The sequence below is a fragment of the Janthinobacterium sp. SUN026 genome (genome assembly GCF_030397625.1).
GTDB classification, from domain to species: domain Bacteria; phylum Pseudomonadota; class Gammaproteobacteria; order Burkholderiales; family Burkholderiaceae_D; genus Janthinobacterium; species Janthinobacterium kumbetense.
The window spans coordinates 68888-82509 of record NZ_JAPQNU010000008.1; the positions used below are offsets into that span (position 1 = coordinate 68888).

Below are 13622 nucleotides of genomic sequence, written 5' to 3' on the forward strand. Positions count from 1 at the left end.
AACGCTCCTGCTGTCAGCGCAGGGTAATCCAGCTGCGTTCCTGCACGGAGCGCAGCGCGGCGGCTATCAGCCGGTCCACTTCGTAGCCGTCGCGGAAGGTGGGCCAGACCGGCTGGCCGCCGGCGATCGCCTGCAGAAAATCGCGCGCCTCGATGACGATTTGCTCGTTGTAGCCCGTGCCGTGCCCGGCTCCCTGGCTGAACGCCAGATAGTCGGGGTGGGCGGGGCCCATCAGCAGGCGCTGGAAACCCTGGCGCTGCGCCGGGCGGCTGGCGTCGTACAGCCACAGCTCATTCTGGTTTTCCTGATCAAACGCAATGGCGCCTTTCGTCCCCGTGATACGGTAGGTGTAGCCCATCTTGCGCCCGGCCGCCACGCGGCTGAAGGTCAGCGCGCCCAGCGCGCCGCTGGCAAAGCGCAGCATCAGATTCCCCTGGTCGTCGTTGTCCACCGCTTCCATGCCATGCGGGCCGTCGCGCCGTGCATGCACGGTATTCATGTCGGCCACCAGCGAATCGACGGGGCCGCCCAAACGCAGGGCCAGGTTGAGCAGGTGCGACCCTACGTCGGCCAGCGCGCCGGCGCGCGTTGCCGTGGCTTCCCGCGTGCGCCAGGAGGCAGGCGCGCGCGGGTCGTGCAGGTAGTCTTCCACGTGCTCGGCGGCGACGTGGATGATGTCGCCGATTTCGCCCGATTCGATGATCTGTCGCGCCAGCTGGCTGGCGGGCGTGCGGATGTAGTTGTAGCCGACCATGTTGGCCACGCCCGCGCTTTCCGCCGCCTGCGCCAGCAGCAAGGATTCGGCGGCCGTCATGCCCAGCGGCTTTTCGCAAAACACGGGTTTGCCCAGGGCCAGCGCCGCCAGCACGATGTCCTTGTGCGTGACGGGCGGCGTGGCGACGACGATGGCGTCGATGGCGGGGTCATTGACCAGCGCGCGCCAGTCGCCGGTGGACCTGTTCCAACCCAGTTCCCGCGCGCTGCGCGCCGCGCCTTCTTCGCTGCTGGTGGCGATGCAGGCGCAGACGGGGTTGCGGGCCGTGGGAAAGATGCTGCGCACGGTCTTGTAGGCGATGGTGTGGGCCTTGCCCATGTAGCCGGCGCCGATCAGGCCGATGTGGATGTCTTGCATAGGGAGTCTCCGAGGTGGCGCGTAGGGGTTCAGGCTTGCTGGCGCCAGGCGTGGCTGTCCAGGGCGTCGAGGAAGCGGGCCGCGGGCCAGTTCTGCGCCAGCGCTGCGCGCATGAGCTGCTGCTGCGTGGGCGGCGCCATGCCGTCGATGGGCTGGTCGCGATCGAGGTTGCTGGGAAAGGCATAGCCTTCGGCGCAGGCGGCGATCGCGTGGCCGACGCCAGCGTCATCCAGGGCGCCCTGCGCGCGCAGCGCCTGCAAGGCTGGGTATAGGGCTGCGCTCATGGCGCGGCGGTCCAGCGTTTCCATGGCGCGCCCGAACGGCGACGACACTTGCAGCAGGTTGGCCATGCGGCGGATGTCGGGCGAGCGGTTATGCCCGGCCGCGTGGAACAGGGCCGGGTTGAAGAACACGGCGTCGCCCTTCGACAGCGGCAGCTGCACGCAATGCCGGGCGAAATAGTCGCGGAACGGCCGCTGCTGCCAGGTGAGAAAACCGGCCCGGTAGCGCTGCGAATAAGGCAGGTACAGGGTGGGACCGGATTCCAGCGGCATGTCGCAGTGGGCGACGGCGCCCTGCAGGGTCAGGAGGGCAGACATCTGGTGTACGGGCGCGGGATAGGCGGCGCAGGCGGCGGCGCTCTGGAAGCCCAGGTGATAGTCGCGGTGCGGCGCCTGGGCGGCCCCGCCGGGATTGACGACGTTTACTTGCGCCGTCATCTGGTAGGCGGGACCCAGCCAGGCCTCGGATATCCAGGCGAAGACGGGATTGGCGTAGTAGCGCGCGAACGTTACGGGCGCGCGCAGGCAAAGCTTTTGCTGGGCGTTCCAGATGCGGTCATTCGCGCCCGGCCTGGCGAAATGGTCGCCGCCCGCCTGTCCGCTGGCATGCTGCCCGGCGATCAGGTCGCGGAACACGCGATTCGCCTGTTCCAGCGTTTCCATGTCGGTGACGGCCCGTTTGAGCACGATGACGCCGGGGCCGTCCATCAGCGCCTTGCCCCATTCGGCCTGCAGCGCGCGCAGCGAGGCCGGATTGGCAGCCAGTTCGCGCACTGCATCGCAGTCGTAGACGAGGATATTTTCCGGCACCGCGGCGGCGTGCGGATAGTCGGCTAGCGCCGTGCTGCGGCTGACGGTGTCGATGAAGTCTTGCAGGTCGCAGCTTTCCGGCGTCAGCCAATACGGGACGGGCGGCGGGGCGCCGGCGTTGGTGGTGTGCATGCGGTGTCTCCTGATTATTTAAGTTGTAGAATCAGTATAGGGATGAAAATCCGCATTTTTCATCAGAAAATCCATCAAAAAACCATCAATCCGAAATGGAGAGCACGTGACGCACCCTTTCCCCGTCAAGGTCGTGGCGCTGCAGGCCGGCGTCAGCGTGGCCACGGTCGACCGCGTGATCAAGCAGCGCGGCGGCGTGCACGCCAATACGGTGCGCCGCGTGATGCAGGCGCTGGATGAACTTGCGCGGCAAAGCACGCAGGTGGGCCTGTCCGGCAGAAAATTCATGCTCGACGTGCTGATGGTGGCGCCGCGCCGCTTTACGGATGCCGTGCGCGCCGCGCTGGAGGCGGAGCTGCCGTCGCTGCATCCGGCCGTGCTGCGTTCGCGCTTTCACCTGCATGAAACCCTGGAGGTGGACGGCATCGTCGACCTGCTGGAGCGCATCCGCAAGAACGGCAGCCACGGCGTGCTGCTCAAGGCGCCGGATGTGCCGCCAGTGGCCGAGGCGGTGAACCGGCTGGCGGCGGCCGGCATCCCCGTGGTGACCCTGGTGACGGACTTGCCGGCTTCCGCGCGCCGCAGCTATGTGGGCATGGATAACCGGGCGGCGGGCGAGACGGCCGCTTACCTGGTCGGCCAGTGGCTGGGCAGCGTGAGAAAAAAACAGCAGGTGCTGGTGACCCTGAGCAGCAACCGCTTTCATGGCGAGGAAGAGCGCGAGATCGGCTTTCGCCGCGCGCTGCGCGAACGGCATCGGCACTTGAGCGTCGTCGAAGTGAGCGAAGGCCACGGCATCGACGGCGCCACGGGCGCGCTGGTGCGGCAAGCGCTGGCCGACCATCCGGCCATCGCCGCTGTGTATTCCATCGGCGGCGGCAATGCCGCCATCGTGCAGGCCTTCGCCAAAGCGGGCCGGCCTTGCCAGGTCTTCATCGGCCATGACCTCGACGCGGACAACCTGGCGCTGCTCAAGTCTGGCGCCATCCACGCCGTGCTGCACCACGACCTGGGCCAGGACATGCGCCGCGCCTGCCAGGAAATCCTGCGGGCGCAAGGCGCGCTGCCGGCATTGGCGCAGCCGGCCTGCCTGTCCGCCATCCAGATCGTCACGCCGTGGAACCTGCCCGCCCTGAATGGCCTGAATTGACAGGCATGCGAGGCTGGCCGATACTCGCCGCTTCGCTCATCGCTCACCTTTGAAGGAATCCCCCGATGTCCGTCATCCCGAAATTGCATCAGACCGTGCTTGCCGCCTTGCTCTCCACCGCGTTTGCCATGCCGGCCATGGCCGCCGCCCCCGCAGCTGCGGCAACTGCTGCCGCCCCATCGGCCTGGGTCGAGGCCAGCAACCGCAACGCGGCCATCGTGCTGGCTGCGCAGGCGCAGTTCTCGCCTGAAAACGCTTCCGACACGGGCCTGGTGCAGTACGACGGCCTGGCTGCCGACCTGGGACCCAATATTGTCGAACGCCAGGTGGCGGCCATGCAGCAGGCGCGCGCGCAATTGCAGCAAAAGCTGGAACTTGAACGCGACGAACGCATTCGCCAGGACCTGGAGATTTTGATCGGCGCCGTCGACCAGGAAATCGCTGGCACCCAGCTGGAAGCCAAGTACGCCTTGCCGTGGGTTGATGTGCCGCAAATGGTCTTTGGCAGCATGCAAAGCCTGCTGCAGGAACAGCGCCCGGCCGCGCGCCGCGCCAAGGCGCTGGAACGTCTGCAGCGCTATGTCGGGCAATACCCGGGCAGCACGCCGATCATGCAGCAGGCGAAGGCCCGCTTCACGGAGCAAATCGGCAAGCCCGGCCTGGCGGGACCCGTGCGCCTGCAGGTGGAGCAATCGCTGGAAAACGTGCCGACGTATGTCGCCGGCATCCGCAAGCTGTTCGCCGACATGCAGATCGCGGGCGCGGAGAGCGCGTTGGCGGCCATGGAACAGCAGCTGACCGAGTATGCGGCGTGGGAAAAGCAGGTGGTGCTGCCCCTGTCGCGCACGGATTTCCGCATGGCGCCCGAGCTGTATGCGTTTCGCCTGAAGCAGGTGGGCATCGACATCGAGCCGCGCACGCTGGTCGAACGGGCGCAAGTGGCGTACCTGGAAACGCGCGCCGCCATGCAGGCGCTGGCGCCTGTGGTAGCGGAGAGAACGTCGCTCAAGGGTATCGACGGCAGCGATTACCGCCAGGTGCTGCGCGCGCTGAAAAGCGCTCCGATTCCCAACGCGCAGCTCGAAGCGCATTACAAAGGCGTCAATACGCAGCTCGAAGAACGCATCGCCCGGCAGCGCGTGGTCGATATTCCTGCGCGCGCCATGACCATGCGCCTGGCGTCCGCCGCCGAATCGGCGGCCCAGCCGGCGCCGCATATGCGTCCGCCTCCGCTGATCGGCAATACGGGAGAACACGGCCAGTTCGTCCTCCCCGTCAGCAATCCCGCCGCCAGCGGCAAGGGCGAGGCGTATGACGATTTCAATTTCGCTGGCGCCGCCTGGACCCTGAGCGCACACGAGGGCCGCCCTGGCCACGAGCTGCAGTTCAGCGCCATGGTGGAGCGGGGCGTGTCGCAGGCGCGCAGCCTGTACGCGTTCAACAGCGTCAACGTGGAAGGCTGGGCGCTGTACGCGGAAGCGGAGATGATTCCCTACGAGCCGGCCGAAGGCCAGTTCATCGCGCTGCAGTTCCGCATGCTGCGCGCGGCGCGCGCCATGCTGGACCCGATGCTGAACCTGGGGCAGGTCACGCGCGAAGAGGCGGGCCGCATCCTGACGGACGAGGTGATGCTGTCGAAACCGATGGCGCGCCAGGAACTGGACCGCTACACCTTCAATATGCCGGGCCAGGCGGGCAGCTATTTCTATGGCTACACGCGCATCCTGCAGCTGCGCGCGGAGACGGAGCTGGCGCTGGGAGACAGATTCGACCGCCTGGCCTTCAACAACTTCCTGCTGGGCCAGGGCTTGCTGCCGCCGGACTTGCTGGCCAGGGCCGTGCGCGAACATTTCATCCCCGCACAGAGAAAAGCCAGGGGCTGACGGCGGTCTCCTGCGCATGCCATACTGGCGCCCTTGAATGAAAACGTGAGAGTGGCAGGCATGTGGCGTGGGATCGTATGTGGTGTGCTGGCCGGCGCCTTTTGGGGCGCCGTTTTCATTGTGCCCGTCTTGCTGCCGGATTTTTCCCCGGTCGAGCTGATGGTGGGGCGCTACATCTGCTACGGCGCGCTGGCGGCCGGCCTGATGCTGCCGCGCCTTGTGCCCCTGCTGCGGCGCTTGCGGCGCAGCGACTGGCTGGCCATGCTGCGCCAGGCGCTGGCCGGCAATGTCGTGTATTACCTGCTGCTGGCCTACGGCGTCAAGCTGGCCGGCGTGGCGCCCACTTCCCTGATCATCGGCTTGCTGCCCCTGAGCGTCACCATCCTGGGCCGCAAGGACCACGGCGCGCTGCCGCTGCGCCAGCTGGCCTGGCCGCTGCTGGTGGTAGCGCTGGGCATCGCCTGTATCAATGCCGATATCTTCAGCCATGCAGGCGGCGCGGGCGGCGCCGGTCTGGCGCACAAGCTGGCCGGCGTGCTGTGCGCCGTTGGCGCGCTCGCCTGCTGGACCTGGTATGCGCTCGACAATGCCCGTTTCCTCAAGCGCCACGCGCATTTCAGTTCCGTGGAATGGGCCATGCTGTATGGCCTGGCCAGCGGCGTCATCGCCCTGGCCGTTGGCGCCGCGATGCTGGCGCTGCAGCAGGCAGGCGGCGCCGACGACGCGCCGGCGCGCGACTGGCACCGCTACTGGCTCGTGTGTTTGCTGCTGGCGCTGGGTGCTTCCGTGATCGGCAACTACCTGTGGAATCTGGCGTCGCGCCTGGTGCCGGTCACCTTGTCGGGCCAGCTGATCCTGTCGGAAACCCTGTTCGCGCTGCTGTACGGCTTCGTCTACGCGCAGCGCATGCCGCGCCCCCTGGAATGGGCCGCCATGGTCTTGCTGACGGCGGGCGTGCTGTGGTCCGTGCGGCGGCATGCGCAGGAGGAGGGAGCAGGGCAGGAGGCAGGGCGGACGTAGCGAAAAATACATCGTTGCCGGCCTGCCGTTTGCAGTGGCCGGGCCGTATAATTACGCTAATTTTCCGCCCACCCAGGGAGTTCCGCTTGCAGCTACCGATCCGTTATCCGAACATGCCGCAACTGCTGCTGAAGGCCCGCGACAGCCTGCTGCAGCATTTCCGCCCCATCCTCAACCACTTCGGCGTGACGGAGCAGCAGTGGCGCATCATGCGCGCGCTGAACGAAAGTCCGACCCTGGAACCGCGCGAACTGTGCGAGATCTGCCAGATTTCCAGTCCCAGCATGAGCGGCATCCTGGCGCGCATGGAAGAAATCGGCTTGATCGGGCGCAGCAAGTTCGAAGGCGACCAGCGCCGCCGCAAGGTGCACCTGTCGGAAGCGGGCGCCAGCCTGCTGCTGCAGATGGGCAAGCTGATCGACCTGCAATATGAACACCTGGAAGCGGCCTACGGCAAGCAAGTATTCGAAGACATGCGCCGCACCCTGGAAGCTTTCATTGCCCTCGAAACCCTGCCGGTGGCGCCCGCCATCCTGCGCTGACCGTCCCGCTTCTCCCCCGTTTTCCCGCCTGCCTGATTAGCCACCGGGCGCGTGTTTTTCGACACGCGCCGCCGCTGCTTTCCCCATGCCTGTTCCGCGTATTTCCGCATCCTGCCGGGCGTGCGCCCGCATGCCTGCCGGTTTTGCTATAAGACACAAGAAAGTTTTGCTATAAGACTACGCCTTACAGTCAATTACTTACATGTGAGTAATTAGGCGTATAATTTGCTCCACTTGATCCAAATCAAGAAGAAAAGCGGACGCCCCACGCGCTGTATGGGGCCGCAACGCGGCGCCACAGCCGGTATGTCGCCATCACGGCGGCAATGCCGGCCGGGCGTACTATAAAACAGGAAAGTCAGGAAAAAATGAACACTACATGCATGCGCGCTGCGGCGCTGGCCGTCTCCACGCTCATCGGCGCAAACGTTTGCGCCCAGAGCAATGTCAGCATTTATGGCGTGGTCGACGCGGCCATGGCGTACACCAGCAACCAGGGCGGCAATTCGAACACTTACATGCGCAGCGGCAACTTGTCCGCCAGCAAGATCGGCTTCCAGGGCGTGGAAGACCTGGGCGGCGACCTGAAGGCGCTGTTCCTGCTGGAAAACGGCTTTGAGAGCGATACGGGCGCGCAAAGTTCGGCCAGCTCCCTGTTCAACCGCCAGGCTTACGTGGGCTTGCAATCGGCAGCCTATGGCACCGTCACGGCCGGCCGCCAGTACACGCCGTACTATCTGCTGGTGGGTTCGCTGGCGTCGAGCAACGTATTGACGGGCGCCACCGGCGCCCATCCTGGCGATATCGACGGCCTCGATACGACCGTGCGCATCAGCAATTCCGTCACCTACAGCATGCCGGCCTGGCGCGGCCTGCAGGCCAGCGCGCAGTACGGCTTTGGCGAAGCGGCAGACGGCAATGCCGTGGGCAGCAGCTTCAGTGCCGCCGTCAAGTACAGCACCTCGCCAGCCGAATTCGCGCTCGGCTACCTGAAACTGAAAAACGGCCAGAACAATGCCAGCGCCATGGCCATGAGCACCCAGGGCGGCTGGAACGGCAATGCTTCGGGCAGCTTCGGCATTTCCGCCATCAACCAGGGCTACGCCTCGGCTGAAAGCGTGCAATTCATCGCCGCCAGCGCGCGCTACACCATGGGCAAGTGGATGGTGGGCGCCAACGCCAGCAACGTGCAATACGAGGCGGGCAGCCGCTCAGCCTTCCGCGACACGGCCATCTTCAACACGGCCGGCCTGATCTCCAGCTACCAGTTGACGCCGCAGTGGTTCCTGGCCGCCGGCTACAGCGACACCTTCGCCAGCCACGCCAACGGCATCGCCGACCGCGCGCGCTACCGCCAGCTGTCGTTCGAACAGACGTATGCGCTGTCGAAGCGCACCGCGATCTACCTGATCGAGGCGCGCCAGCTGGCGCGCGGCCAGACCCTGGGCCAGGACGGCGCCATCGTCAACGCCGTCGCCTCGGTGGGCGATTCGCAAAACGGCACGCCATCGTCGACCGGCGGCCAGTCGGTGGTCATGGTCGGTCTCAAGCATTCTTTCTGAACGGTTGCTGAACTCACGGGAGCTTCAAGTGGACGCTACACATCACAAGGAGGGCCGCGGCCCTCTCAATCCCGGCCGCCGCATGGTGCTGGCCGGCTTGCTGTCGGCTTCGGCCGCGGCGCTGATTCCCTGGGCGCTGGCCGAACCGGTCGCCAATGCGGAGCAGGGCGCCTTCCTGGGCGTGTCGGCCATGCTGGTGGGGCGGCAAGTGCTCGACCCCGTGCTGGCCAGGCGCCTGTATGACGCGCTGGTGGCGCAGGATACGGCCTTCCCGGCGAAGGTGCGCGCGCTGCTGGCGCTGATCAATGCGCAGGGCTTGCAGGCGGCCGGCCTGCAGGAAGCGCTCGACGGGCTCGACCCGGCCCAGTCGCCGCTGGCCGCCTTGCCGCGCCAGATCGCCAGCGCCTGGTACCTGGGCATCGTCGGCACGGGCGAGGCGGCCGTCTGCGTTGCCTACGAGCAGGCGTTGAACGCGGCCGTCGTGGCCGACGTGCTGAAACCTCCCACGTATTCCTACGGCGCCTACGGCAGCTGGGCCAGAAAACCAATTTAAGGAGCCATCATGGCTGAAGAACTCTCTGCCGATTACCTCGTGATCGGTTCCGGCATCATCGGCTCCCTGGCTGCGCGCAAGCTTGCGCTGGCCGGCGCCTCGGTGCTGATTCTGGAAGCGGGGCCGCGCGTGTCGCGAGGCGAAATCGTCGCCCGTTTCCGCAACACGACGCGCCGCAGCGACTGGATGTCGCCGTATCCGTCCGTCGCCACGGCGCCGCACCCGATCTACCAGCCGACCGATAACGGCTACCTGGTGCAGGCCGGCCCGTATCCGTACCCGGCCGAATACATCCGCCAGTTCGGCGGCACGTCGTGGCACTGGGCCGCGCAGGCCTGGCGCAACGTGCCGAACGACTTCCGCATCCATACCCTGTATGGCGTGGGCGTCGACTGGCCGATCAGCTACGAAGACCTGGAGCCGTTTTACCAGGAAGCGGAAGAGATCATGGGCGTCTCGGGTGCCGAGAACACGGGTTCGCCGCGCAAGCAGGCGTTTCCGATGGACCCCGTGACGGAGCCGTACGCCATGCGCCGCATCCGCGAGCGCCTCGACCCTGCGTTCAAGGTCGTCGGCAACACGGTGGCGCGCAACAGCGTCAGCTACGATGGCCGCCCGGCCTGCTGCGGCAACAACAGCTGCCAGCCGATCTGCCCCATCGACGCGCAATACCACGGCGGCATCGCCGCGCAGCAGGCGGAAGACGCGGGCGTCAAGATCGTCTGCAACGCCAACGTCTACAAGCTGGAACACGACGCGCAGGGCCGCATCACGGCCGCGCTGTACTACGACGTCGACAAGAAAAGCCACCGGGTCACGGCCAAGACTTTTATCCTCGCCGCCAACGGCATCGAAAGCCCGCGCTTGCTGCTCGTTTCCGCCTCGGACAAATACCCGAACGGCCTGGCCAACAGCAGCGACATGGTGGGCCGCAACCTGATGGATCATCCGAGCACCTCGATCACCTTCGACGCTGATGAAGACTTGTGGCTGGGCCGGGGCCCGCAAAGCCCCAATTCCATCAACACCATGCGCGATGGCGACTTCCGCAGCGAGCACTCGCCGTACCGCCTGGATTTCACGAACATTTCGCGCGTCGACGGCGCCACCAGGGAATTGATCGGCAAGGGCGTGTTCGGCGAAGCATTCGAGCAGCAGCTGCGTTTCCGCTCGGCCCGCGAAATGAGCCTGAAAAACGTGCTGGAAGTGCTGCCGAACCCGGAAAACCGCATTGCCCTGAGCAGCGAAAAAGACGCCATGGGCATCCCCAAGCCGCAGGCGCACTATTCGATCGACGAGTACACGAAGCGGGGCCACGAGCGTTCGAAGCAGGATTTCGAACAGATCGCCAAGCTGATGGGCGGCACCAATCTGCGCCACAGCAAGGAAGGCGTGTTTGCCAACAACCAGCACATCTGCGGCACCCTGTCGATGGGTTCCGACCCCGCCAAGGCCGTGTGCGACCAGTGGGGCCGCACCTTCGACCACGCCAACCTGTTCCTGTGCAGTACCGGCGTGCTGCCCACGTCCGGCACCTGCAATTCGACGGAAAACGGCCTGGCCGTTGCGCTGCGCACCGTCAAGCACATCCTCGACGAACAACAGGGAGGCACAGCATGATGGCGGCCTTCAGACTGACGGCGGGCGCCGTCTTGCTGTCCCTCGCGGCCATGCCCGTGCTGGCGGCCGACAAGGCCGTGCCTGATGCGGCGGCGATCGAACGCGGCCGCTACCTGGCCACGGCCGGCGACTGTATCGCCTGCCATAGCGTGCCTGGCGGCAAACCGATGGCGGGCGGGCTGTCCCTGGCGACGCCATTGGGCGCCATTGTCGCCACCAATATCACGCCGTCGACCACGCATGGCATCGGCAATTACACGCTCAAGCAGTTTTCCGACGCCGTGCGCCATGGCGTGCGGGCCGACGGCGCCAACCTGTACCCGGCCATGCCCTACACGGCCTACGCCAAGGTGACGGACGAGGACACGGCGGCCCTGTATGACTACTTCATGCACGGCGTGGCGGCCGTGGATGCGGCGCCGGCGCAAGCGACGGAGTTGCCGTTCCCGTTCAACATCCGCTTGTCGATGGCGGGCTGGAACATGCTCTTCCTCGACAAGAAGCCCTTCGTCGCCGATACGGCGAAAAGCATGGAGTGGAACCGGGGCGCCTACCTGGCGCAAGGCCTGGCCCACTGCACCACCTGCCATACGCCGCGCAATGCGCTGATGGCCGAGCAGCTGTCGAAGGAGCTGGGCGGCGCCGACCTGGGTACCTGGCATGCGCCGAACATCACGTCGGATATCAACAGCGGCGTGGGCGGCTGGAGCCAGCAGGAACTGGTCGATTACCTGCGCACGGGCCGCACCGCCAACAAGGCGCAAGCGGCGGGACCGATGGCCGAAGCCATCGACCATAGCCTGAAGCACCTGAGCGACGCGGACTTGCACGCCATCGCGCACTACGTCAAGAGCGTGCCGGCCATCCGCGACAAGGCCGACACGCAGCCGGTGACGCAGTGGGGCAAGGCGGGCGACGAGCTGGCCAGCATCCGCGGCGTGCCGCTGCCGCAAAACCTGAACAAGATGTCGGGTGCGCAGCTGTACGATGCGCAGTGCGCCAGCTGCCACCAGGCCAGGGGCGAGGGCAGTTTCGACGGCAGCTTGCCGCCGCTGTTCCACAATTCGGTGACGGGCCGCAGCAACAGCAACAACCTGGTGATGGCCATCCTCGACGGCGTGGAGCGCCAGGATGGCGAGGGGAATCATGCTGCGGGACACCTGATGCCCGCCTTCCGCCAGACCCTGTCGGACGAGCAGATCGTCACCCTCGGCAATTACGTGCAGAAGATGTACGGCAATCCCGCAATCAAGGTGACGGCAGAGCAGGTGACGACCCTGCGCAACGGCGGCGCGCCGTCCAACCTGATCGGCCTGGCCCGCGCGGGCATCATCGTCGGCGTGCTGGTGCTGCTGGCATTGCTGTTGTGGTGGCGGGGACGCCGGCGCAAGCAGGCGTAGAAGCAGCCGCGAACAACAGGCGCTGAAGCACAGGCAGGGGCCGGGCTGAATAGTCCGGCCCTTTTTTACGTCTTGATGTTGCAACTGGTTTGCATCTATGGAAATTATGTACTATCATTAGTTACATGAGGCGCGACAGCAAACTATCATCGATCCTCCATGTGCTGCTGCACATGGCCCACGCGGGACGCCCGATGACGTCCGAGGAACTCTCCGCTTACCTGGATACCAATCCCGTGCTGGTGCGGCGCGTGATGGCCGGCTTGCGCGAGCGGGGCTACGTGGCCTCGGTCAAGGGCCACGGCGGCGGCTGGCGCATCGTCTGCGACCTGCACCGCGTCACGCTGCACGACATTTACGTGGCCGTGGGGTCGCCCACCGTCTTCGCCATGGGCAACCGCGTCGATCAGCCGGGCTGCCTGGTCGAGCAGGTGGTCAACCAGTCGCTGGCCGGCGCCTTCGACGAAGCCGAGGCGCTTCTGATCCGGCGCTTTGGCGCCGTCACCCTGGCCGACCTGGCCGAACGTTTCAGCCAACAATACGCCACACACCAAGGAGCACCGCATGACCATTCCTGAATCCCAGGGCGGCGCCACGCCTGCCGCCGCATTCGACGCCCCGTTCGACGCCATCATCATCGGCGGCAGCTACGCGGGCCTGTCGGCCGCCACGCAACTGGCGCGCGCCCGCCGCCGCGTACTTGTGGTCGACGGCGGCCAGCGCCGCAACCGCTACGCCAGCCATTCCCACGGCTTCCTGACCCAGGACGGCAGCGGGACCGCTGCCATCGCGGCCGAGGGCAAGGCGCAGCTGCTGGCGTATGCCACCGTCACCTGGCTGGATGGCACGGCCGTGCAGGCAGCGGCCAGCAGCGCTGGCGATGGCTACGACGTGACCCTGGCGGACGGCACGCTCGTGCGGGGCCGCCGGCTGGTGCTGGCCACCGGGGTGATCGACGAATTGCCGCCCGTCGATGGCCTGGCAGAGCGCTGGGGCGGTAGCGTCTTTCACTGCCCGTATTGCCACGGCTATGAACTGGAGCAGGGGGCCATCGGCGTGCTGGCCACCGGCCCCCTCTCCATGCACCATGCGCTGATGCTGCCCGATTGGGGCACGGTCACTTTTTTCCTGAATGGCGCGTTCGAACCCGATGGCGCGCAGCTGGAGCAGCTGGCCGCGCGCGGCGTCACGGTGGTGCGCGCGCCCGTGGCGCGGATCGCCGGCGTGGCCGACGTGGTCATGCAGGATGGCAGCCGCCATGCGATGGCCGGCCTGTTCGTGGCGACCCGCACCCGCCTGGCCAGTTCCCTGGCCGGTGAGCTGGGCTGCGCGCTGGAAGAGGGGGCCATGGGGCCGTTCGTGTGCACCGACGAGCAAAAGGCCAGCAGCGTGCCTGGCGTCTTTTGCTGCGGCGACGCGGGCCGCATGGCCGGCAGCGTGGCGTTCGCGGTGGCCGATGGCGCCATGGCTGGCGTGGCAGCGCACCGCTCGCTGATGTTCGGACTGACCCCGACGGCCTAATGCCGGGGCCGTGGTG

The 13622-nt window shown here is 66.4% G+C and carries 12 protein-coding genes; 10 read left to right on the forward strand and 2 right to left on the reverse strand.

What is annotated here, in order from left to right; all coding sequences use genetic code 11:
* Positions 1-13: 13 nt before the first annotated feature.
* The gene (locus OX459_RS25875; protein ID WP_289907130.1) at positions 14-1132 is read right to left on the reverse strand and encodes a Gfo/Idh/MocA family oxidoreductase; all 1119 of its coding nucleotides are present in this window, start codon (positions 1130-1132) and stop codon (positions 14-16) included.
* 29 nt (positions 1133-1161) lie between these two features.
* On the reverse strand, positions 1162-2355 hold the full coding sequence (locus OX459_RS25880) for a phytanoyl-CoA dioxygenase family protein (RefSeq protein ID WP_289907132.1): 1194 nt from the start codon (positions 2353-2355) through the stop codon (positions 1162-1164).
* Between the two features lie 106 nt (positions 2356-2461).
* On the opposite strand from OX459_RS25880, the gene OX459_RS25885 reads away from it, so the two are divergent.
* From OX459_RS25885 to OX459_RS25930, 10 genes are all read left to right on the forward strand, one after another.
* Entirely contained in the window at positions 2462-3505 is a 1044-nt protein-coding gene (locus OX459_RS25885) for a LacI family DNA-binding transcriptional regulator (RefSeq protein WP_289907133.1), read from the forward strand.
* 65 nt (positions 3506-3570) lie between these two features.
* Entirely contained in the window at positions 3571-5388 is a 1818-nt protein-coding gene (locus tag OX459_RS25890; protein WP_289907134.1) for a DUF885 domain-containing protein, read from the forward strand.
* Positions 5389-5448: 60 nt separating this feature from the next.
* Positions 5449-6408, forward strand: coding sequence for a DMT family transporter (locus OX459_RS25895; RefSeq protein ID WP_289907135.1), 960 nt, complete (start codon positions 5449-5451; stop codon positions 6406-6408).
* Positions 6409-6494: 86 nt separating this feature from the next.
* Positions 6495-6950, forward strand: a complete 456-nt coding sequence (hpaR, locus tag OX459_RS25900; RefSeq protein ID WP_251348489.1) for a homoprotocatechuate degradation operon regulator HpaR — start codon at positions 6495-6497, stop codon at positions 6948-6950.
* Positions 6951-7318: 368 nt separating this feature from the next.
* Complete coding sequence (locus tag OX459_RS25905) at positions 7319-8512, forward strand: porin (protein ID WP_354669682.1); 1194 nt, start codon at positions 7319-7321, stop codon at positions 8510-8512.
* Between the two features lie 28 nt (positions 8513-8540).
* Complete coding sequence (locus OX459_RS25910) at positions 8541-9065, forward strand: sorbitol dehydrogenase family protein (protein WP_251348491.1); 525 nt, start codon at positions 8541-8543, stop codon at positions 9063-9065.
* 9 nt (positions 9066-9074) lie between these two features.
* On the forward strand, positions 9075-10685 hold the full coding sequence (locus tag OX459_RS25915) for a GMC family oxidoreductase (protein ID WP_251348492.1): 1611 nt from the start codon (positions 9075-9077) through the stop codon (positions 10683-10685).
* Complete coding sequence (locus OX459_RS25920; RefSeq protein WP_289907136.1) at positions 10682-12085, forward strand: cytochrome c; 1404 nt, start codon at positions 10682-10684, stop codon at positions 12083-12085. Before OX459_RS25915 ends, OX459_RS25920 begins: the two co-directional genes overlap by 4 nt.
* Positions 12086-12210: 125 nt before the next feature.
* Positions 12211-12663, forward strand: a complete 453-nt coding sequence (locus OX459_RS25925; protein WP_251348494.1) for an Rrf2 family transcriptional regulator — start codon at positions 12211-12213, stop codon at positions 12661-12663.
* Positions 12650-13606: an NAD(P)/FAD-dependent oxidoreductase gene (locus OX459_RS25930; protein ID WP_289907137.1), complete on the forward strand. Its 957-nt coding sequence runs from the start codon at positions 12650-12652 to the stop codon at positions 13604-13606. The genes OX459_RS25925 and OX459_RS25930 overlap by 14 nt, the downstream gene beginning before the upstream one ends.
* Positions 13607-13622: the final 16 nt, after the last annotated feature.